This is a genomic window from Ruegeria profundi, assembly GCF_020171505.1.
GTDB classification, from domain to species: Bacteria; Pseudomonadota; Alphaproteobacteria; order Rhodobacterales; family Rhodobacteraceae; genus Ruegeria; species Ruegeria profundi.
Genome location: NZ_JAIUZS010000001.1, coordinates 866,778 through 887,799, shown reverse-complemented (window position 1 = coordinate 887,799; position 21,022 = coordinate 866,778). Strand labels below are relative to the sequence as shown.

Genomic DNA, 21,022 nt, shown 5'->3' with positions numbered 1-21,022 from the left:
CTTCAGTCATAATATCGCCTCTGTGAAGTCGCACCAAAGAAGGAGGTTTGATAATGCTGGAAGACAAAAAGACCCCGCAACTTTTTACTGGTACGCATCCTCTCTCGGACAATTTCCGGCGAGAAATGGAATCCATGATGTCGCGGTTCTTCGGTGGCGGGTCACCTTTCCTGCCGCTTGAAACAGCTGCGCAGCGCTCAGGGTTTCCGTCTCTGGACATGACGGGCGCGATTTCTCCTGCGATTGATGTTCAGGAAATGGATACCGCTATTATTCTGACGGCCGAATTGCCGGGCCTCACAGAAGATGACGTTGAAATCGAAATCAAGGACCGTCGACTAACACTACGCGGTCAGAAGAACATCGCGCATGACGAAACGGGCGACCTGCGTGTGAGCGAGAGAAGTTATGGCAGTTTCTCGCGTGCCATGACACTGCCGGATAACGTCGACATCGAGGGGATTTCAGCGACGTTCGACAAGGGTGTTCTGCACATAAACATGCCGAAAACCGAACCACGGGACCCAAGTCGAAAGATCAAGGTTTCTTCTAAGTAGTGTTCATGCTCTGGCATTTGATCGTAGAGAAGGCTGGCCATTGGGCGGCCTTCTTTCGATTGGGCGACATCTGTCGCGCTGTCCAAAGCCGGATTTGAAAGGCTGCGACCAGAGCATTCGAGACACCCTGAATGCGTGATAAAGTGCAAGTGTAGCCTTTGACAGGGGACTTGAATGCGGAAACCGGACGCAAATGGAATAAGACCACCACAGGACGTCAAAGGCGGTGACGTACGCGCCTTTTTGGAAAGTTTAACGGGGCCGTCACGGGGAAACGTGATCTGGCTTGTCGACAATGCGCTGACTGTTTCGGTTAGTGAGAACAGAGCGCTGAGCCTGCGGTTGAAAGATGACAACCCGCCCCATGACAACGATGTTGCCGCGCTGCAATGGGCTGGCGATGGCTATTCGATTACCGCGTTCTCTGGTAACAAGATATGGGTCAACGGGCGATTGGTTTCGTCAGAACGCCTTGGACATGGCGACATGATCGAGTTTGGCGAAAAAGGTCCGATGACCCGGTACAGAATATGCAACCACTTGTTTCCCACGCATCATACCGTCGAAGATATTCTGAGTGACGCGTATGCCTATGCCCGATCCAGCAGACGGCCCTTTGCAAAACGGATGTCCGGTGCGCTGCGCGACAGTGGGTGGCGGCTAGCATCGCAGACCACCATTCTGTTCCGCATCACGATCGTTGCTGCCTTGTTCCTGATCGCAGGACTTGTGTTCCTTCTCTATCAAAACGACCAGAAGTTGGCGGAAAGTATCGACGAGGAGTCTCGCAAGATCGAAGCCGTTGCCGTCATGCTTGCGCAGACCCGAGAGGACGCGCTTACACCGGAAGACCTGAATGCGCTGAGAAACGCGTTTGAAAATCAAATCATCTCGACCGAACAGCGGCTTGGGACGCTGGAACAACGCGCGGGCGCACCAACCCGGGTGATTACTGCCTCGACACGGTCCGTTGCGTTCATTCAAGGGGCGTACGGATTGCGCCACATCGAGAGTGGTAAGCTTTTGCGGCACGTCTTGGGCCCGAACGGAGAAAAGCTGCAAACTCCGTTCGGGCAACCGTGGATCGAACCGGATGGAACCGGGGAACCTGCTGAGTTCCAGTTCACGGGCACCGGTTTTCTGCTTGAGGGTATACCGTTGATAGTCACAAACCGACATGTCGCTTTGCCCTGGACCTCGGCGGATCGCGAAAAAGCCCTTAAGGCTGCGGGTCTTGAGGCGGAGATGTTGAATTTACTGGCCTACCTGCCGGGTGAAGCCGAGCCGATAGAGGCGACACTGGTTAGGTATAGTGAAACGGCTGATTTGGCCCTTTTGTCAGTGGATGCCAACCGTGTTCAGGGGCTGGGATTGCCGTTGTCGGATGCCGCGCCGCGTGCGGGTGAAGAGGTTTACTTGATGGGCTATCCTACGGGTTTGAAGGCCTTGATCGCACAAGCAGGGCCGGGATTCCTACAAACGCTTGAGAAGGAAGGAACACTAAACTTCTGGTCGATCGCATCCCGGCTTTCCTTCGAAGGCAAGATCCAACCACTTGCCAGCCGCGGAATCGTCGCACGAACAAGTCCGGGTTCCGTTGTCTATGATGCCGAAACCACAACTGGCGGCAGTGGGGGGCCGGCTCTGAACCGAAGGGGTGAGGTCGTGGCAATCAATGCTGCGATTCTGCCGGAATTTGGCGGCTCGAATATCGGTGTACCAGTGTCGGGTCTCGTTGCTCTGCTGGGTGAGGTGGAGGGTCAGTAGTCAATCGCTCGTATGGAAACGAGAATTTTGGACAAGCAAAACCATGACCAACGGTACAATCACAGAGATCAAGGCAACTGTGATCAACAGGTAGCCCAGTTCACTGTAATCAGCGGTTGAGGTTACGACACCGGTTTCCGGGTTTGTCACCTCACGCGTGACCACGAATATTTCGTTCAGATATTTTGTGCCGAGGCTACTGGCCGACAGGGCCATGTTGGTAAACGATGCCATGACCGCAAAGAAAGTCGCTTTCAACTGCGTTGGGGCGTTGCGCGCGATCCACGCCAGCATTGGGACCATCGCAATCTGCCCGAGCGGGGATTCCACCGCCGTATCAAGAATGGCGATGAATCTTGCATCGACAATCCCGCCTGTGCGGGCTGCCGTCCATTCATGCACGCCGTAGTACAGCGCGAGGTTGGGCAGGGCGAGGATACCCGCAGCGATCGTAAGGACCACGACAACATGGGCAATGGAACGATTGGCCATGAAGGGCCTCAGGATGAAAAGGCCAAGCAACGCAAGCAGGGATGTCAAAAGGGCCAGGATTGCGAGGAACTGTTCATCAAAGCCCAACTCGTCAATTTCAAACCAGGTCAGTCCGGGGCCGGGCAGGGGGACGGCGCGGAACACGAATATGATCGTTGCCGTCCCAATCAGGGCTTTCGCCTGTGCTGGCTCCAGCTCTTTTAGCAGGCGCGACATGAGGTAGAGGATGACCGCTAGGGACACCACAAAAATAGTCTCTTGCGCAAATGCGAATTCCGCTGTTCCCAACGTTATGCTGAGCGCAACAAACGCAAGTCCGCCCAATAGTATGGACCACTTGACCTCTGTGACGTTTTCGGCGCCGTGTGCTGGGTGACCCCGGAGGCGGCGCTGGCGCTGGATCAACGTGTGCAGCACAACGCCGCTAACCGACAGCAGCGGGATGATCAGGGCGATCAGATAGACTTGGCCATATAGCTCAAGCCGATCCGAATTTTGCAGTTCTTCCGCACCAGAGAATATCCAGATGTTCACCGCCGCAACTGCGGCAAACCCCGAGATTATTGCGACTCTGCCCAAGGTTTGCATGGTCGTGTGCTGCGCGCGGCTTTCCTCAGGTGTAAAAGGGCGGCCATCCTGGTCGACCTTTGGAACCGCTTCGACCGTCATGGCGTCGGCGACAACATCCTGGATTGCATAGCCGGAGGGGGCCAGCAGCAGGGCGACCACATACCAATCTTCCAACGGCATGGTGCCTGACATAAGCGCCGGCGCGGTCACAAGCCCGTACATTATGACGAGCGACAGTGTAATCAAGGAAGCACCCAGCAAGATCAACAAGGACTTCCAGCGCCAGAACAGATCGACCACATGCCCCAGTGGCATCTTTAGTATCCACGGAAGACCGGCCCAAAACGCCAGCCCGGCAACAAACGACGCGGATAAATCTAGATAGTCTTTCAGAAAAAACGCACCGACGACTGATGTCAGGCCAGAAACGCCTGCAGCAAAGTAGACCATCAACGGCGGCAGGTAAGACCACCGCAATTGCTGCGCCAGATCAACAAAGGTCCGGTGCCACCAGGCTGAAACCTGCGTGCCTATGGAAGAATGGTCGGTGTTCATATGCCCTAAAGTCGCTTGGTTAAAGTCGCAGTCTGTTGCATTTACTCAGAGAAATCCGGCTGCGAAAAGCAGTGAACTGGTCAAAACACCCAGTACGGGCACAATAAGAGGCACATCAAAGTGTTGTTCGGCTTTGGCTGGAGCCCTCTTTAGAAGGATCAGCGAAAGGTTGACCAAAACAAACACGCCCAGAACGATCTGCGACGTGCGTTCTGCCAAAAGCCCGATTGGAAGGGTTTGGGTCAGTAGCAGTATCGTTGCGACAACCAACAGCGTCGCAACGACGGGCGTGCGGGTCGCTTTGGGTACAATTGCTAAGATTTTCGGCAGATGGCCCCTGTCTGCAAGCCCATAGATCACCCGAGACGCCATTATCATCTGGATCAGGACACCATTGACCGTTGCCACGATTGCGACTGCGGAAAAGCCTTTTTTGATGGTCTCGGGAGCCTCTGAGAACACCAATGCAAGAGGGGCCGCAGAGTTTGCGAGTCTATCGATAGGAACAACATTCAAAACGGTGATTGACGTGCCGAGATACAGAACCGTGGCCAGCGCGAGTGTGAGCAAGATCGCTTTGGGAATTGTGCGGGTAGGCTCTTTTACCTCTTCGGCGACATTTGCCATGTCTTCAAAGCCGACGAATGCAAAAAATGCCAGAAGCGAGGCTGCGAAAATGCTTTTCCATGCGCCGGGCTCCAACGGTGGGATCATCGAAGTGACTGCATATCCCTGAGGGTCGTGTTCCGACACGCCCCAACCAATCACAAAAAGAAGCCCGGCTATTTCGATGACCGTAATGACGGCTGCAATGAACACGGATTCAGTGATGCCCCATAGCGCGATCAGTCCCATAATCAGAACAACGCCCACGGTCAGAAGGGGTGTTCCAAAACCCGTCAACGCGTGCAGGTATGATGCGGCGCCAATCGCGATGGCAGAGGCGGAAATCACTCCTGATGCCGCGACCGCAAGGCCCACAACCACCGCCATCCAGTCCCTTTGGAATCCGGCAGCGACATAGGCGGCCTCACCTGCGCTGACGGGATAGCGCGTTGCCAGTTCCGCATAGGACAGCGCGGTAAGTGACACCACAAGCGCAGCAACAACAAACGAAAATGCAGCATAGGGCCCTGCTATTTGCGCCGTTGCACCAACAAGCACGTAAATTCCCGCTCCAACCGTTACCCCAAGCCCGTAGAGCGTAAGCATCGGAGTCGTAAGCGCCCTTTTTAGCTTTTGTTCCGTTGCTTCACCCGTGCTCATTAGACGTAATCTTCGGTTGCTGCTCGGTCTGATAAGGATAATTTGCTGGCAATCGTTTTTCTTTTCGTTGCTCAAGACACCGAAGAATGCCGCGCCGCGCCGTTTTTGCCTTAACGCATGAGCCATTAGCATGCCGGTAAACAAAAAAGGGGCCCGGACCCACTCCTGCCGAGCCCCACGGTGGAACGTCCACGCTTTTGCAATTCCGTTCGCCGTTGTTTTTGCTTGGGGATAGCTGAGCGAACGTAGATCACTTTAAAACAATCGTATATCACTATGTGAATGTTTTAATCGCTTTGATCTATGTCAATCAAGATGCTTGCAGCGTCTGCAAGGCTAATTTTTAGATACGTTCGCTTTTTCCAGCCTTGATGTTTGACAGCAATGTTGGGGTGACGGCGATCTTTTGATCGCCCGGTGCAAAACTCTCCGGAGCTAACGGATGGTGAAGCAAAGGTCGTAGTGCATCGTATTGTGGGAGCAAAAATCGCGCATCTGCGGGGAGTTTTTGAAAATGAAGATAGCCGACCCGTCCCGTGTCCTTTCGAGGCACGCAAATAACAATGGTCGCTGATCTGAGACAAGGCGCAACAAGGTAGCGTATGATAAAATGTTTTTTTCAATGGATAAGGAGTAACTTAGGATGTCAAACAAGAAGCCCAGCACAAGTTACCCGACCAATCTTGTCGACGTGTTCAAGCAAATGCAGCCGCCCTCGTTGGGCAGTTCTGCGTTCAGCGCGCAGATAGAACAGTTTTGGGACGCGCAGGAAAAAATGCTTGAAGAGACCGAGGTTTTTGCCAAGCACTGGTTTGAACGACGTCACGAAGCCGTTCGCTCTGCGCTGCAAGCAGCGCGCACGGCGTCATCCGCAAACCCGTCTGACCCGTCGAAAGCCTTGCAGAGTATGGCGGATTGGCAGCGCAATTCAGCCGAACGGTTGGTTGCGGACGCTCAGGAATGGTTCGAAACCGTGACCCGATGTGCCGCCTATGTTGCTGAAACCGAGGCGGAGGCAGTCGAGAAAACGGTTGATGACGTTACTACGGCGGCAAAGAAAGTCGGTAAATCTTCAAAGTCTGAACCGGTGTAGGGCTTTTGTTGTCACACCAGTCAGGCTGAAGTCATCGGCAGCAGGAAGGAATTATTCAAATGTACAAAAATATCCTGGTCCCGGTTGTTTTGGACAAAGCCCACGACACGCAGGCGTCATTTCAAGCAGCGCGCCTGCTTGCTGATACAGACGCGGTTTTTTCCGTCGTGCATGTCCAAGAACCGATCCCAGCTTACGCGGCATCTCAGATTCCGAATGACGTTCTTGCGCACACGCGGCATGAGATTCAGGAGCAATTGAATCAAAACGCCAAGGAGCTTCCCGGTGCGAAGGCGTATCTCATATCCGGGCATGCGGGTAGGGCGATTGTCGATTTTGCTAATGAAAACGACATCGATTGCATTATCCTGGCTTCGCACAAACCCGGTTTCGAAGACATATTCCTGGGTACCACCGCAAACAGGGTCGTTCATCATGCGAAGTGCTCGGTTCACGTAATCCGCTGAACCCATGTTGGTGACGCGCTTTTGTTTCCGAGCAGTTCATTAGCTGCAGAGCGGTTGAGGAGCGTAAGAAATGGCTGCCAAGTCATCGATTACCCGGATCAAGAAACTCAACTCAGATCATGAGGAAGCTCTGTTTCTTTGCGGTTTGGTGGACGATGTGAAAGAACCGCTGGCACTGGAACCGCGGCCATACAGGTATGCCGAAGGTGAAAATATCTGCCAGCCCGGCGATCCGGCCGAATGCCTTTGGATTATCGTAACCGGTTCGGTTGCCGTAAGGCTGAACCACCAGACGTTGTTCGTCAGGCGCCGAAATGAAGTGATCGGCGAGCAGCATTTGGCAGGGAACGGATATCGCCGCGTTTATGAATTGGTCGCCGACGAAAGCAACGTCGAAGTGTTGATCATCGACAAATCGAAAATCGAGGAACATCCCGAAGCGGGTGTCATTTGGCGAAACATCGCAAAGATCATCTCGATCAAGCTGCGGAACGCCACCAGAAAGACGGCTTCTCTGGGCCGTCAACTGGCAGACGACACACGCATTCTTCATGCCTATACAAACCAATACGCCTTGAGCCGCCGAATGCAGTCAGGCAGCGCACATCAGGCCGACTACGTTGTAGAGCGCGCGGTCATCTGGTTTTCGGATGTGGTAAATTTCAGCAGGTTCACGTTGAAGACAGCGCCGGAACGGGTTGCGGATGTCGTCCAACGTTTCTTCAACGCACAAACGACACCGGTTCTGGATGCTGGCGGTCACATAGACAAGTTTATCGGTGACGGGTTGATGGCGTTTTGGGTCATGAAAGACAAAAGTAACAGTGCCACAGCAATTTGCGCCGAAGCTCTCAACGCAGCAGAGCAGGCGGCCCGAAATGTTGAAAAAATCAGAATTGGGAACGAGCCCTTGTCATTGCGGATCGGGTTGCACCTGGGATTGGTGGTCAGCGGGGATTTCGGCTCGGCAACACGCCACCAATTCACGATGATTGGTCCCGAGGTTAACAAGGCGGCAAGGTTGGAGCAGGTCCATTCTGACGACATCGTAAACGGAAACGGCGTGTTGGGTGGAATACGGCTGAGCCGGGAGTTTTGGGATGAGTTAAGCGAGTTCCAGAGGCAACGGTTTAGCAGCCAATTCCGCGTTCGGGCGAAAAACATTGGAGAGATTGATGTCTTTACGAACTGACCCGACGGACTTCGACGTGATCTGAAAACTGCCGCTTTCACTGATTTTCCGTTGGCTCCGACCTTTTCAACGGACTGCGCAACCTCTGGTCAGCAACCGAAGCCGTTCGTGTCGAACGCAGATCAGTTTGGGTATCCACACCCATCGTCGGGTGATCGTGCGTAGTTGCGCAATTGCTTGGCCAAATGGTCGAAAACCAGTCTTATCCGCCGTGCGGTATGCAGTTCAGAATGCGTTGTAAGCCAGATCGGAAATCTAAAGGGTTCACGACTTGGAAGCACCCTTTCAACGCCGGGCGTCATTGCGGCGACATCGTCCGCCATCACGCTTATGCCCAAGCCGTGGCGCACCAATTCCCAAGCAACGATCCCGGTTTTCGATCCTGTTCGAAAGTTCTGCGCAGTGACAGGAATACCGGCGGAGTTGAGAAGGCCAATCATCGTTGTCACATCCCCAAAACCAACAAAATCAAGCTTGGCGAGGTCTTCTTCGGTTTTCGGACGCCCGACCTGATCAAGGTAAGAAGAGGCGGCATAGAAATGCGCGTTTGCCTCGGCCACCAGCTTTGCAATCAAGTCCGGTTGTGTCGGGCGAACATGTCGGATGGCGATATCCGCTTCGCGGCGCTGGATGTCGCGTAGGTCGTTGGCCGCAACGACATCGATTTCGAGGCGCGGAGCCATTTCGCGTATTTGCTTGATGATGGGCGGCAGTTGGTAGACGGACATAACGTCGGATGCCGTTATCCTGACCTGTCCCTCAATGGTGTTAGACTGGCTCGTCGCAGTTATGGAAATCCGATTTGCGACGTCGGCCATTTCCCGAACATGAACCAGCAATTCCTCTCCAGCGCTGGTAAGGTTCAGCGACTTGCCGACACGTTCGAACAGTGTCACCCCAAGTGAATGCTCTAACGCAGCAACCTGACGGCCAACGGTTGGCTGGGATTGCTCAAGCACACGCGCGGCCGCAGAAAAAGACCCCTTTTCGGCGGTTGCCAAAAACGAACGCACTTGGTTCCAGTCAAAGTTGATCGCCCCCCAATTCATGCATTTATGCATATCACTACTGCAAACAGACGCAATTCCATTAAATCACATGGCAGCGTATGACGCGCCCACACCGCATTTTGAATAAGTGAGTTTGACAATGGGAGCCTTACCCAAAGACGCCGCATTCTGGAGCAAAATTTCTCGCAAATATGCGTCCAGCCCGATCCGGGACATGGACGGGTATCTCAAGACACTTGAGCGTACGAAATCCTATTTGAAACCAGAGCACAACGTGTTGGAAATAGGTTGTGGCACTGGGTCGACGGCCCTGCTGATCGCACCAGATGTTGCCCACATCACCGCCACCGACATTGCGCCGGGAATGATCGAGATTGCTAACGAAAAGCTTGCAAGCGAAGGCTTGAAAAATGTCACGTTCAAAGTGGCGGAGGTTTCTGATCATTCAAGTGCCGAAGCACCATACGATGCCGTGCTGGCGCATAACTTGCTGCATCTTCTGCCCGAGCTTGACCGCGCCCTTGCATCCATAGCCGCGCTGATTAAACCGGGCGGTTTTTTCATCTCGAAAACCGTATGCGCCCCTGCGCATGGTGGCTGGAAATACACCTTGCTTAGCAAGCTCGCGGTTCCGATGATGCAGGCTGTTGGAAAGGCTCCGTTTGTGTCCTTCATAACCCCAGAAACCCTCGAGCAAAAAATCAAGAACGCGGGATTTGATATCGTTGAGACTGGGGGCCAATCCGGGATGCTCCCAAGTCACTATGTTGTCGCAAAGAAATCGTGATCGTTTTGGCGGATATCCAAAACCGCACGATGATGCCTGCGACGCCTAGCCAATCTGCATGGCGCGCGCCGGCTCGTTAGGCTCCGATGCGCTGCTTTTCAGGATGGGCAGCTCAATAAAGAACACCGAGCCTTTGCCAAGAACGCTGTGGTAATCAATTCGGCCACCAAAATGCTCGACAATTTCCTTCGAGATATGCATCCCAAGCCCTGTGCCACCTGCGTGCCGTTCATCTGATGAGTCGATCTGCGAGAAACGGTCGAAAACCTTCCCCCGGCTGCCTTTTGGAATGCCGACGCCTTGGTCCCTTACAAAAATTCGTATATGCGTCCCCATTTTTTCGCAGCCGACGGTGACTGTACCGCCTTCAAAGGAAAACTTGGCCGCGTTGGAAATCATGTTTGCCAACACTTGAAGCAGCCGCGAGTCATCCCCCTTGATAAAGACCTTGTCCTTGCCGCGAATATCCTCGGTGATTTCCACGTTATGAGCGCTGACATATCCCAAGTTACACGCAATTGCTTCGCGGATCAGTTCGTGTACGTCGATCGTGCCCTCGCGGTAGCTCATTTCTCCGGCTTCCATTTTCTGAATGTCCAGCACGTCGTTGATCAGTGAAGCGAGGCGTTCGCTGTTTTTGCTTGCCAGTTGAACAAGGTTTTGCATGGGGGCAGGAACCTCACCCAATGCGCCGGAATTGATCAGATCAAGCGAGCCTTTGATCGAGGTCAGAGGTGTGCGCAGTTCATGACTGACGGTTGAAATGAACTGAGATTTGGCAACAAACGCTGCTTTTGTTCTCTCATGTTCTTCTTTTAATTTTTCAAGCTGCTCCAGGTTTCTGCGGTAGAGTTTGAGAAACACCAAGGAACAGTCGATCAGGAAGTACATGACAAAAATGACTGTGAAAAACTGCAACCAAAGATCAGAGGAAAGCTCGGGTCGCACAATCCATATGTCGCTTACGACAATCACCATGAACGAAACACCGTACATCGTCAGGCGCACAATCATCGCCCAGACAAACTGGTGGTTGTTCATCGCTGCAAACAACGCTGCGGCGAAAAGGAAGAACAGGGGTGTAAAATGTCCGCCAGTTGGCTGTTTCAAAGCCACTGAAATGGCATAAACACATATCGCAAATGAACTTAGGATCGTATTCAGGATGATCCAAGCGACCATCATTGCGATGGCCTTGTGTTGGTCCGGCTTTAGGCGCGGCACACGTTTGGCAAGCATCAAGTCCTGTGCTTCGCAGACCAGGATCGTTCCATAGAACAAAAATGCGTTCATGGGGTCGAAAAAGAAACCGGTCAGGATTGTCGTCGCCAGAAAAATAGCCTGTCGCTGCCACAAAAGCGCAAAGCTCATGGCAGTGTAGTCCTTGATGTTCTGCAGAAGCCGGTTTTCCGGCTCGCCGGTTGACCGGTCCAACTGCCCTGGATCGATGGCCGTCATTTTAAAATCTTCGTTTCTGACACTCTTGGAACTGCGATAGCGGAACAATGAGGACGCAGTTGGTCGGAATTGGGTTCACAGTTTGGCAATAATCCAGACGCTCATCACCAAATTGTTGAGTTCCAGCTAAGTTAAGGCAGGATCTGCGGGTGACATTATTGTTGCGCAACTGCCCACATTGCAGCCAAAAGCCTATGATTTTGTTGCTAATATGGCGATTTTCCACCTAAATTGAGGCGAGGTTAGGCTGAGATACACCGAGGAGCTGCGTTTTGACGGCGTTTGGAATGACGAAAATGAAGCAGTTCGACGTCACTCCGGTTGCGGCGCGGCTTGCGGAAAAACCGGTGACATTGCTTCAATTCGCAAGGTCGGCAGGGCGAAACATGCTCGAAGTCATACCAGCCGAAACTCTGCGCGAGACCTATGTACGCGGCCCGTTGAACATTCATTATTTCTGCGACCCGGAAATGATCACCGAATTGCTGGTCGGGCAGGGGCGGTCATTTCCGAAAGCCAAGTTTACCAAGGATATCATTGGATCGGCTGTCGGTAACGGATTGATCCTTTCCGAAGGTGAGAAATGGCGCCAGCAGCGGCGGCGGTATTCCCCTTTGTTTGCAGCCAGAAACCTGCCGACTCTTGCCCGTTACTTTGCGGAAACCGGATCCGAGGTCGCTGAGTCGCTAGTGGAAAACGAAGGCCCTGTGGATGTATCCCAGGTTGCCCCTGCATCGACTTTGACGAACATCTCTCGGGTGATTTTCTCAGGCAACAAAGAAGTCAGCTCTGAACAAATCCGCGTAGGGCTAATCGCGTATTTCAAGTACATCTCAGATATCTCTCTGTTCGATTTAATGGGCCTGCCGAAATGGTTGCCGCGAAAGAAATGGCTGGCCAGCAAGGCACCTGTGACCAAGATGCGCGAACTTGCCCGGCAAGTGATCGAGCAGCGTCGGCTTGAAAACCGGAGCGAACCCCGAGACTTTCTTGACTTCATGATTGAGGCATTGAAAACCGACTTTGAAGACGAAGAGACTACAGTCGACAATCTGTTGACCTTCGTTGTTGCAGGGCACGAAACCTCGGCCAATGCATTGGCTTGGGGATATTATCTGTTAGCACTGAACCCCGAAATGCAGAACAAAATTCGTAGGGAAATCAGGTCAGTGCGCGCCGAAGGCTTGGTCGAGTTTTCTGACCTTGAATCCATGCCACTTCTGCGTGCGCATGTAAAAGAAACACTGCGCCTTTACCCATCTGCCGCGTTTTTCGCCAGGGATGCCGCGGAGGCCGTCGAAATCAAGGGGGTAAAGATTGAAAAGGGCGACGCGCTGTTTTTCCCTGTCTATTCGCTGCACAGGAATGAAAAACTGTGGGAGGCTCCGAACCACTATCGGCCAGAGCGGTTTTTGGGGGCTACTCTGCCGCGCGGCCAGTACATTCCATTCGGTGATGGGCCCAGAATCTGCATTGGTGCCCAATACGCGGAGACAGAGATCATGGTTCTGATGGCGTCGCTCTTGCGGCGCGTTCATTTTTCATTGGGTGAGGCGAAGATGCCCGAACCGGTTTTGACATTCACCATGCGCACCAGTGGCCCGCTCGTGCTTGAAGCCGAACGAGCGCCGTGACGTGGTGGGTGGGTATCCTGCAGAGTCTTTAAAAAGCATGTTTTTATCTGATTATCGGCTATTTTCCGTTCAGATAGGTGTTGTCGCCGTAAAGCTCTCGTAAAACTGTGTCATACAGTCTTGCTGTCATGTGTTCTTCGCGCACGGGTTCTTCTTTTGGACGAACGTGGGATTGTACTGTAACGCTTTTGGTCATTGCCCTCTCTCTGCCGTTTACTTTTTCGCATGCCAGGTTCAAAGCTGAGATCGCGCCTGATTTCGAGAATGACCGCATTGACACAGGCGGACTCATCGCGACCTTTAAATGCGACGAGGTAAGCCGGCTGCTCAGGACCATTCTTAGTTTTCGGTTAAGGACTTCTTCGGTTGGCAGTTGGTTCATACGATTGCGTCCATGCGTGACAACCAGGAAAATACCACTTCCCCGGTACGAGAATACTGCGTTTGCCTTCTTGGATGTCTTTTCGATGCATTTACCGATGTCAGAAATCACGCGCCGAAACATGCCGAAGTCACTCATGTCAAAACGGTACTCGGCCCCTTGAAGCTTGACCGCAGTCACCCAGGTGTCAAAGCGGCGCCCCCTTGAAAGCTGATCAACGTAATTGTCGAATTCGACATAGCGCAAACACCGCTCCAACCCTTCTATCGAAAGCGGGTCCTCGAAGTTAAACTGCTGATTGAAATCAAGTTTTTCGCGAAGATTTCGTATTGACGCCGTCGAAGTCTTTGCCCTGATCCGCTCCATCATCAAAACATGGGCTGCGTTCATTCGACTGCGAAGTTCGAAAAAGTCAAACGGCTTGGTGATGTAGTCAAACGCACCTTCTAAAAACGCCTGTTCGATGTGGCTGTGATCAGCCATCGCGGTCAGCATGATCACCGGTGTATCCATATAATCAGGTGTTTTTCTGAGTTGCTTCAGCAATTCGATCCCGGTGGTACCCGGCATCTGGATGTCTAAGAGCAGACAGTCGAAAGGGGCTTCTGCGGCCTGAATCTTTTCAAGTGCCGCTGCCGCCGAGTCGGCGACGGACACATTACAGTTTTCAAGCTCGGGCAGCGCCGACTGTAGCAGCTCAAGTATACTTGGTTCGTCATCAACGACCAAAACGTTGAGCGTCACCTGCCTGAGCGCCTGAAGATCCAGCTTTCTTTGGAACCGATCATTGTCGAGCGTGGAATGTCTCATGACTGTTTAACCGCGATTACTCTGCCTAGCGGGCTCAGATTAGTAGGCGAGTGGGACGAAACAGCGGCATAACAGCAGAAAACCTGCATGAAACGCGGTATTTTCTTGACCTTATTTTGGCAAATGTCGCCTTTACGCCAACTTCGGGGTCTGAAACGTCGGATCCTGGTGGCCGTGTTAACGAAATAGGAACCGGCAGCAATTCAAAAAAACGAGTTTGTATTCATCTATGGCACAGAGGATAACATCTTGGGCGCAGTGAGGGAAGGTTGCTGCCCTGCGTTGATTTGAAACCAGACTTTAAAGCTTCGAGAGTTCTAGGAAAAAACATCAATTTCTGACGACCCCAGCAATGTGGGGGCGTCGGTGTTGATATGATCAGACGGGGAAACCAAGCGTACTGATAAGGCGCCAGATATCACGGTTCGCGGCAGACAGCTGCGCCACGATGTCTTCGATCTCTTTAATGGCTTGCTCATCGACCGTGTCGGAACGTCCGAGTTTGATGTCGGTTTTTCGGTCCGCTATGCGCATTAAGATTGTCTTGGGATTCCCGCTTTCTGCATCGAATGAATAGATACAGTGATTGTATCGGTTCCGGATCGATGACAACTTGCTGAGCCGCTGCGTGTGTTCAAGGATCGGATCACGAATCTCGGCCGGACGCCCCTCCATCTTGGCAAGGCGCTCAACCAGATCGATCCGCGCGCGCGTGGTGTTGAGCGTCAGGAAGATGATGACAGCAACATCCTTGTTGGTGCCGCTCAGGCCGGCAATCAGGTGGATCAACAGGCTTTCGGTGTTGGTCCACATGTAGTTCAGCTTGCCGACCAGCAAGATCAGACGGTCAAATCGGGTTTCCAATGTCTCAGTCAACGGTCTGGCCGCGCGCTTCGTCTGACGTTACCTCGAAATAGAACTGCGCAGCGGCCGTTCTGTTGCTGACACCGATCTTGCCCGCAACGTTGTGCATGTGCAGTTTTACAGTGTGCTCGGTAATGCCAAGGTTAGAGGCGATGATCTTGTTGCTCTGTCCTTTGGACGCCAGTTGCAGCACCTGCTTTTCCCGACGCGTCAGTCGAGAATACAGCGGATTGGGTTCTTTTGGCTCTGCCTGGTTGTCTGTCACCAGACAAGGCTTATTGTGGTTCTGCGGCTTCAACACGCAATCGGCCACAAAACTTGGCAGATACAGCTCTTCATGCATCAACAGCCGCAGAATGGACCGCCACACATCCGGCGCAACATTCATCGGTAGATATCCGATATCCCCGAATTGGCGCCGATCCCAGTTTTCAAAAAGCGAACGCGCCGCGTCCTCTTTGCGATACGCAAAGGCAAGACAGCCGGTGCCAGCTGCTTCGGTATAGACTTCTGGTCGGCTGAGAAGATCGTCCAACATGATCTGATCGACAACGACAACCTTTCCAGTCACACCGCCTGAAACGCTGGCGTTTAACTCAGAAACGTCTTCATACCTGTGAGCGGCAACGCCGAACTCTGACTCAACACTTCGCAGGGTATGGTTTGAAAAGAAGAGTTCCTTGCCGATGAAATTGATCGAGAAGTCTTCGGTACATTCATTTATTCGGGCAACACTATCCTGTAACGGATTGTTCATTACTTCCCCCTATGAAACCACGCCACAAAATCAGTGACGAAATCGTAAACAACACGTGAACCGCAAATTAACGGTAAATTAATACTACTGATGGTCACCATACCCGAAAGGCTAATTTTCATCAACATTTTGTGGCCACCTGTCTGTTAGACCTAGTACTTTCGTTTAGGTTCACCATCAGTTTTCCAATAAAAACAAAGGAAAACTATGGTTTTAGGCGTTTTGCCGAATTTTTGCCGCATTTTCGTGTATTTACCCGCCGGCCGCAGAAAGTTTGCAAAAATGATATTTTTAAATCAGATACTTATATCATCTAATGCTTTAGGGCAGCTATTCAGCCCGCCTTCCTGCTGCGAACATGATCCTGCTTCAATTTGGGAAGCGTAATTCCTGACGTGTCCGCGAATCGCGAATTTCCGCGAATCTGTAGCACCGCTGACACACCATCGGCTTAGCCGGGAAAGGAAGGTGGGAGACGAAATCACGGTACATGACCGCTTCAAGCGCATGTTGCGCCTGTGAGCCTAAATTTTGTTTCAACCGCGCCAGTAGCCGTTTTGTAGATGAATGACGGTCGGGCGCTTAGTAAGTGGAATTTTGAAATGGGTAGAGAAAGACAAACGACCGGCGACGTTACAGCCTCAGGTCTGGCGGACGTGACTGCAGAGGGCACCTATGCAGTATCCGAATCCGAAGCAAGCGTTGAAAACACCGATATTAACGCTAACCTGAATGGTCAGGAACAGGATCAGGACACTGATGTTGATCAGGATCAGGACGTAGATACTGATGTAGATACGGATGTCGATCAGGATCAGGATCAGCGTGTAGATCAGGATCAGCAGCAGCAACAGCAGCAAGCCAACGAAGTCAGAAACGGTGGCAACGACCAGAACATCAACACGAACAGAGTCGACGTTGACTTCGGTGACCCGGGTGAGTGGATGCCGCAGGAAGACAACGATCTGGTCGATGTTGACGTGTATGAAGGTGGCTCTGTTGAAGACGTGATCACTGTCGGCAATGACTTTGACTACGATCCGGGCGACGATATGAACCTGGATATCTCGTTGAACGGTGAAGGCAACGACATGCTGGCAATCAACAGCCAGTTGGCCGAGCTGAACGATGCTGACGATCTTGGTTCCGCGAATGTTAGGAACGAAGGCGAGTTTACTCAGTCCGGCGACGCCACGGGTGGCGTGGCAACAGCCGACGATGGTATCGACACCCAGTCAGACGGTGGCAGCTCCGGTGACGGCGGCTCGAACAGCGGTGGCGGCGTACTGTCGTTCACCAAAGGTAGCAGCGCACTTGCAGCCGGTGGTGAAACTGGTGATGCTGACGCTGATGCAGACGCTGGAAACGGCGGCGACTCGGGTGATGCGGCTACGCTGGGCCTGAACTTTGGTAAGGGCTATGCAGATGCTGACGGTAGCGGCGATGGTGGCGACAGCGGCGACGCTGATGCAGACTCCAGCGCTGACAACGAAGGCACCGCAGACTCTTCGGAAGCTGACAGCGACGGTGGTGACGGCGGCAACGCTGGATCGATTGGCCTGGGCCTGGGTCTGGGTCTGTCCGGTGCCGGCAACGAAGGCGACTCAACCGGTGGTGACAATGAGAGCGTAGCAGCTGCCAAAGGTGGCGCGCTTGCGGCCACTGACGCATCGGCTGGCGACGCAGATGGCGGCGACAGCGGCGCGGGCAACATTGGCCTGGCCAAGAACGAGTCTGAAAGCGAAAACGAAACTGGTGAGACATCCTCGGGTGGCAACATCGGTCTCGGCCTTGCTGGAAGTCTTGGTGCTGCTGGCACGGATGCCGATGGCGGCGCAGGTGACGGCGGCGACGGCGACGGCGGCGACGGTGACGGCGGCGACGGTGACGGCGGCGAAAGCACTGGCGGCGGTGGTGAAGCCGGCGATGCTGGTCAGATCGACGCAGCTCTTGCATCAACCAAACAGACCAACGGTCTGGTCGGCCTGAACGATGACGGTAGCTCGGATGCCAGCACCGGTGGTGGTGACACCAACGAAGGTGGCAACGTCAACGCTGGTGCCGGAGACGGTGGCCTAGGCCTGGGCGGTGCCGGAACTGGCGGTGCAGGTGATGGCGGAAACGGCCCTGGCGGTGACGCAGACAGCGGTAACGCAGATGCTGAATCCTACGCCAAAGGTATTGGTGATCAGGATGCAACCGGTTCGGTCGTTACACCGACTGCGGGTGATGCGGACGGCTTTGCCAAGAACGAGCAGGACGCTGACTCGGATGGTGGTGCTGGCGGAACCAACGACACCGACGGTCGTGCCGATGCTGATGGTACCGGTACTGCGACAGCGAACGGTGTTGGCGGCGGCGGCGGCGCAATCGATCTGGATGCGACCTCTACCGGAAGCGGCACTGGCTCAGCTGACGCTGACAACGACGCCGGTAACGGCGGAGACTCCGGTGTGTTCGCAATGTCCGACGTTGACGGATCAGCTGACAGCCTGGCCGAGGCAATCTCAGGCTACGGTGGTGCCGGAAGCTCCGACAACGATGCAACCGCGGACGGAACTGCCTATTCGAACGGCACGACGGAAACGGGCATCGGTGGCGGCGGCGGCGCTGCATGGGCCGCGGGCGGCGAAAGCGGAAACGCCCACGGGTTCGTCGATATCGGTGATGTCAAAGGTGGCATGCAGGAAGGCGGAAACGCGACGGGTGCAAACTCGGGCGCGGGTGGTGCCGGCGGCAATGCTGGAACCTGGGGCTCGAACAACGGTGGCGACGGCATCGTGAGTGGCGAGTCGCACGCATCTGCAGCGGCAGTTGTCGACACCTCGGCCTTCAACCAGTCGATCGTCATGGGTGCCAACGTCCTTGGCAACTCGGTCGATACCACGATGGTTGGTGGCAACATGTCGTCCAGCTACGCGACCGACGACACCGACGTGTAAGCAAGAGGCAGAGCCCGCTATGGCGGGCTCTGATCCCTCTCAAGAAAATGCCGGGGCCGCAAGCAGGCGGCCTCGGCCCAGCTTAACCTAAGCCGGAAATTTTAGGCTGGCGCGGGGAAAGGGAACCAGTATGTCGCTCGACAGTATTACGGAACAAATTGCACATTTTGTTGGAACATTTGAACTTACGACCGAGCAGGCCCGGTGGCGGGACCAGTATGAAGAATTCGTTGCACTTCGGCGCAAGGCGGAACTTGAGAATCTGGAAGACCCCACAAGAATTGAAGTAAAAGCACCTTTGAAAATGAACCCGGGCGATTACGACCCGATATCCTACAAGTTTGCCCCTTTAAAGTCTGATCTTCCCCCTCCAGCCGTGAGCCCAGGACCGGTTGAAGATGCCGTCCTGATGTCGAATCCGGCGTTCGGCCCAGACGTGTTCTTTCCAGAAACGCTGGGTTTCGGGGGCGGCGTACAGTTCAACGTGATCCTCAAGCCTGAGTTTATCCATCAGTTGATCGGCTCGGCGGTCACCTACACTGTGCAGAAAATTCACCTCAACGACAACGACGTCGTGGGTGAGGGCAATTTCCGCGATGCCGAAGCCCTGATGGAACAGGGCCAGGCGTTGAAAGCTGTGGCGATGTCGCTGCATGCCGTTTCGACCCCTTCGATCCACATCCAGGATTACCAGTCCGGTGAGGCGATTGAGCAACTCATCGAACAGATGCAGTCGCCTGTAACTATCGATATCGAAGGCGTTACCGTTCATCAGTTCCACGGTGAAGATGCAACGGGCATCATCGTGAATGGCGAGCATGTTGATGAAATGCCCGACTTTCTGGAATTGATGCCGGAACATCACAAAAAGGACTTGGAAGAGGAAGAGGACGAGTACGGTATCTCAGACGACTTGCCAGCCGAATGGGATCAGTCCGAAGACCAAGAATTCGAAGACGGCCATTCGATCGTCGCGGGGGGCAACTTCGCCGTAAACGAGGTTGCAGTGACCGTCGGCTGGGTTGATGCCCCGAATATCGTTGTTGGCGGGCAAGCCGTTAATCTGACCTTCGTCAGCCAGGTCGCAGTCGTCACAGATGTTGATCAGGGAGAGGGCGCGCAAAGTAAAACGCAAGTGCTTCAGGCTTCGGACATAAGTACCGAGGCCAACGAGGCAGCTTGGTTGGAACTCAATGTGGCCGAAGATCCCGAACAGGATCCGATTGTCTCAATCGACTGGATTTCGGGTGACTTGCTGGTGACCAACTTCATACAGCAGCTTATCGACGCGACAGATATCGACCACATCGCAACCGAAATCACCTCGTCGTCTACGGTTTACACGTTGGGGGACAACATCCTGACCAACGTGACCAACATCCTTCAGTTGGGCACCTACTACGACGTTATCATCATCGGGGGCGATATGATCTCGGTTGATGTCGTAACCCAGACCATCGTTTTCACGGACAACGATGTGATTCACGGCGCACATACTACCGATGCCGAGGACAATCTGGTCATGAACCAGGTATCGTTGAAAACTGAGGGACAAGACTCTCACACAGAGATGAGCGCCAATCTGGCCTCAACCGTGGACCTGCAAGAAGTAGATACAGACGCTCTGGAAGACGCGTTGCTGAACGATCCGATGTTCGCCGGTACCGAGTTGATCCGGGTGCTGAAGATCGAAGGCGATCTGATGCAAGTCAACGTCATCGATCAGGTCACCATGCTGCAGGATGACGACGATGTGTACGTTGAAACCCCAGGCGGAGCAGAGGTTTCAGCACTTGGGGCGGGTAATGCACTGTTGAATGCGGCCAGCGTAACCAAAATGGGCGTGGACTCGGTCGTCATGGCGCAAGAGGGTGAATACTCAGAGTTGATGCTGCACCAGGCAAGCATGTTTGATAGCCCTGAAGACGAAAATCCCGAGTTGATCAACGAAGCGATTGCGGTTCTTATGGAAGAAGTTGATGCGCCAGGCAATTCAGAGCACGCACCTGGCCATAGCAAATTAACACCTTCTGAGGCGGCGAGCATCGACGACGGCCTACAATCTATGCTAGCCTAGTACCCTGTTTGTTACGAGTGACCTGAAAGTTTTGACATGTCGATTGTTTTTCTGTCGCGTCCTAGACGATACGCCAGCCCGTTGGATCGCAACGGCGGCGCTGTCTCAAAGCCGCCAAGTGCGAGCAGATACAAATTGAAACAGAAAAAGACTCCCGGATTACGCTTAAGCGAGGACTTCCGCGTAAGTGATCCGAAAGACGGCAATCCGGAGGCAACCGCCAAGAGCGATGCGGGTGCCGATAAGGCAGTAGAAAAAGATCCCGCACCTCAGGAAGCGAAAATAAAGGTTTCCGCACCTCAGGAAGCGAAAAAAAAGGATTCCGCAGCTCAGGAAGTAAAA

The 21,022-nt window shown here is 53.6% G+C and carries 16 protein-coding genes; 9 read left to right on the top strand and 7 right to left on the bottom strand.

Going from position 1 to position 21,022, the window contains the following annotated elements:
• Nucleotides 1-53: 53 nt before the first annotated feature.
• Together LCM21_RS04270 and LCM21_RS04265 are read left to right on the top strand one after the other, a co-directional pair.
• Complete coding sequence (locus LCM21_RS04270; RefSeq protein ID WP_068332473.1) at nucleotides 54-557, top strand: Hsp20/alpha crystallin family protein; 504 nt, start codon at nucleotides 54-56, stop codon at nucleotides 555-557.
• A 174-nt stretch (nucleotides 558-731) separates the two neighbouring features.
• Nucleotides 732-2,324, top strand: coding sequence for a trypsin-like peptidase domain-containing protein (locus tag LCM21_RS04265; protein WP_224889462.1), 1,593 nt, complete (start codon nucleotides 732-734; stop codon nucleotides 2,322-2,324).
• Here the strand turns inward: LCM21_RS04265 and LCM21_RS04260 are convergent, their stop codons facing one another.
• Both LCM21_RS04260 and LCM21_RS04255 read right to left on the bottom strand, forming a co-directional pair.
• Nucleotides 2,325-3,941: an MFS transporter gene (locus LCM21_RS04260; RefSeq protein ID WP_224889461.1), complete on the bottom strand. Its 1,617-nt coding sequence runs from the start codon at nucleotides 3,939-3,941 to the stop codon at nucleotides 2,325-2,327.
• Nucleotides 3,942-3,986: 45 nt separating this feature from the next.
• Nucleotides 3,987-5,207 carry an APC family permease gene (locus LCM21_RS04255; RefSeq protein WP_224889460.1) on the bottom strand — a complete coding sequence of 407 codons (1,221 nt, stop codon included), beginning with the start codon at nucleotides 5,205-5,207 and terminating at the stop codon, nucleotides 3,987-3,989.
• 643 nt (nucleotides 5,208-5,850) lie between these two features.
• On the opposite strand from LCM21_RS04255, the gene LCM21_RS04250 reads away from it, so the two are divergent.
• From LCM21_RS04250 to LCM21_RS04240, 3 genes are all read left to right on the top strand, one after another.
• Nucleotides 5,851-6,300, top strand: coding sequence for a phasin family protein (locus tag LCM21_RS04250; protein ID WP_068332455.1), 450 nt, complete (start codon nucleotides 5,851-5,853; stop codon nucleotides 6,298-6,300).
• 59 nt (nucleotides 6,301-6,359) lie between these two features.
• Nucleotides 6,360-6,767, top strand: coding sequence for a universal stress protein (locus LCM21_RS04245; protein WP_224889459.1), 408 nt, complete (start codon nucleotides 6,360-6,362; stop codon nucleotides 6,765-6,767).
• Between the two features lie 70 nt (nucleotides 6,768-6,837).
• On the top strand, nucleotides 6,838-7,959 hold the full coding sequence (locus tag LCM21_RS04240) for an adenylate/guanylate cyclase domain-containing protein (RefSeq protein WP_224889458.1): 1,122 nt from the start codon (nucleotides 6,838-6,840) through the stop codon (nucleotides 7,957-7,959).
• Between the two features lie 122 nt (nucleotides 7,960-8,081).
• On the opposite strand, the gene LCM21_RS04235 is transcribed toward LCM21_RS04240, so the two are convergent.
• Nucleotides 8,082-9,020, bottom strand: a complete 939-nt coding sequence (locus LCM21_RS04235) for a LysR family transcriptional regulator (protein ID WP_224889457.1) — start codon at nucleotides 9,018-9,020, stop codon at nucleotides 8,082-8,084.
• Between the two features lie 88 nt (nucleotides 9,021-9,108).
• Here LCM21_RS04235 and LCM21_RS04230 point away from each other — a divergent pair, with 88 nt between their 5' ends.
• A complete protein-coding gene (locus tag LCM21_RS04230) occupies nucleotides 9,109-9,756 on the top strand; it encodes a class I SAM-dependent methyltransferase (RefSeq protein ID WP_224889456.1) in 648 nt (215 codons plus the stop codon).
• 45 nt (nucleotides 9,757-9,801) lie between these two features.
• Here the strand turns inward: LCM21_RS04230 and LCM21_RS04225 are convergent, their stop codons facing one another.
• Entirely contained in the window at nucleotides 9,802-11,214 is a 1,413-nt protein-coding gene (locus LCM21_RS04225; protein WP_224889455.1) for a sensor histidine kinase, read from the bottom strand.
• 287 nt (nucleotides 11,215-11,501) lie between these two features.
• Here LCM21_RS04225 and LCM21_RS04220 point away from each other — a divergent pair, with 287 nt between their 5' ends.
• The gene (locus LCM21_RS04220; protein WP_224889454.1) at nucleotides 11,502-12,848 is read left to right on the top strand and encodes a cytochrome P450; all 1,347 of its coding nucleotides are present in this window, start codon (nucleotides 11,502-11,504) and stop codon (nucleotides 12,846-12,848) included.
• 58 nt (nucleotides 12,849-12,906) lie between these two features.
• On the opposite strand, the gene LCM21_RS04215 is transcribed toward LCM21_RS04220, so the two are convergent.
• The 3 genes from LCM21_RS04215 to LCM21_RS04205 all read right to left on the bottom strand — a co-directional run bounded on the left by LCM21_RS04215 (nucleotide 12,907) and on the right by LCM21_RS04205 (nucleotide 15,661).
• Nucleotides 12,907-14,040: a response regulator gene (locus LCM21_RS04215; RefSeq protein ID WP_224889453.1), complete on the bottom strand. Its 1,134-nt coding sequence runs from the start codon at nucleotides 14,038-14,040 to the stop codon at nucleotides 12,907-12,909.
• 378 nt (nucleotides 14,041-14,418) lie between these two features.
• Nucleotides 14,419-14,916, bottom strand: a complete 498-nt coding sequence (locus LCM21_RS04210; RefSeq protein ID WP_068332433.1) for a hypothetical protein — start codon at nucleotides 14,914-14,916, stop codon at nucleotides 14,419-14,421.
• Complete coding sequence (locus LCM21_RS04205; protein WP_224889452.1) at nucleotides 14,909-15,661, bottom strand: helix-turn-helix transcriptional regulator; 753 nt, start codon at nucleotides 15,659-15,661, stop codon at nucleotides 14,909-14,911. The genes LCM21_RS04210 and LCM21_RS04205 overlap by 8 nt, the downstream gene beginning before the upstream one ends.
• A 602-nt stretch (nucleotides 15,662-16,263) precedes the next feature.
• On the opposite strand from LCM21_RS04205, the gene LCM21_RS04200 reads away from it, so the two are divergent.
• On the top strand, nucleotides 16,264-18,603 hold the full coding sequence (locus tag LCM21_RS04200; RefSeq protein ID WP_224889451.1) for a beta strand repeat-containing protein: 2,340 nt from the start codon (nucleotides 16,264-16,266) through the stop codon (nucleotides 18,601-18,603).
• Between the two features lie 130 nt (nucleotides 18,604-18,733).
• Nucleotides 18,734-20,680, top strand: a complete 1,947-nt coding sequence (locus LCM21_RS04195; RefSeq protein ID WP_224889450.1) for a type I secretion protein — start codon at nucleotides 18,734-18,736, stop codon at nucleotides 20,678-20,680.
• Nucleotides 20,681-21,022: the final 342 nt, after the last annotated feature.

Coding starts and splice junctions, on each gene's coding strand:
- LCM21_RS04200 (WP_224889451.1), top strand. CDS start 16,264: ATGGGTAGAGAAAGACAAACGACCGGCGACGTTACAGCCTCAGGTCTG.
- LCM21_RS04235 (WP_224889457.1), bottom strand. CDS start 9,020: ATGCATAAATGCATGAATTGGGGGGCGATCAACTTTGACTGGAACCAA.
- LCM21_RS04225 (WP_224889455.1), bottom strand. CDS start 11,214: ATGACGGCCATCGATCCAGGGCAGTTGGACCGGTCAACCGGCGAGCCG.
- LCM21_RS04255 (WP_224889460.1), bottom strand. CDS start 5,207: ATGAGCACGGGTGAAGCAACGGAACAAAAGCTAAAAAGGGCGCTTACG.
- LCM21_RS04195 (WP_224889450.1), top strand. CDS start 18,734: ATGTCGCTCGACAGTATTACGGAACAAATTGCACATTTTGTTGGAACA.
- LCM21_RS04245 (WP_224889459.1), top strand. CDS start 6,360: ATGTACAAAAATATCCTGGTCCCGGTTGTTTTGGACAAAGCCCACGAC.
- LCM21_RS04260 (WP_224889461.1), bottom strand. CDS start 3,941: ATGAACACCGACCATTCTTCCATAGGCACGCAGGTTTCAGCCTGGTGG.
- LCM21_RS04270 (WP_068332473.1), top strand. CDS start 54: ATGCTGGAAGACAAAAAGACCCCGCAACTTTTTACTGGTACGCATCCT.
- LCM21_RS04215 (WP_224889453.1), bottom strand. CDS start 14,040: ATGAGACATTCCACGCTCGACAATGATCGGTTCCAAAGAAAGCTGGAT.
- LCM21_RS04250 (WP_068332455.1), top strand. CDS start 5,851: ATGTCAAACAAGAAGCCCAGCACAAGTTACCCGACCAATCTTGTCGAC.
- LCM21_RS04240 (WP_224889458.1), top strand. CDS start 6,838: ATGGCTGCCAAGTCATCGATTACCCGGATCAAGAAACTCAACTCAGAT.
- LCM21_RS04220 (WP_224889454.1), top strand. CDS start 11,502: ATGACGAAAATGAAGCAGTTCGACGTCACTCCGGTTGCGGCGCGGCTT.
- LCM21_RS04265 (WP_224889462.1), top strand. CDS start 732: ATGCGGAAACCGGACGCAAATGGAATAAGACCACCACAGGACGTCAAA.
- LCM21_RS04230 (WP_224889456.1), top strand. CDS start 9,109: ATGGGAGCCTTACCCAAAGACGCCGCATTCTGGAGCAAAATTTCTCGC.
- LCM21_RS04205 (WP_224889452.1), bottom strand. CDS start 15,661: ATGAACAATCCGTTACAGGATAGTGTTGCCCGAATAAATGAATGTACC.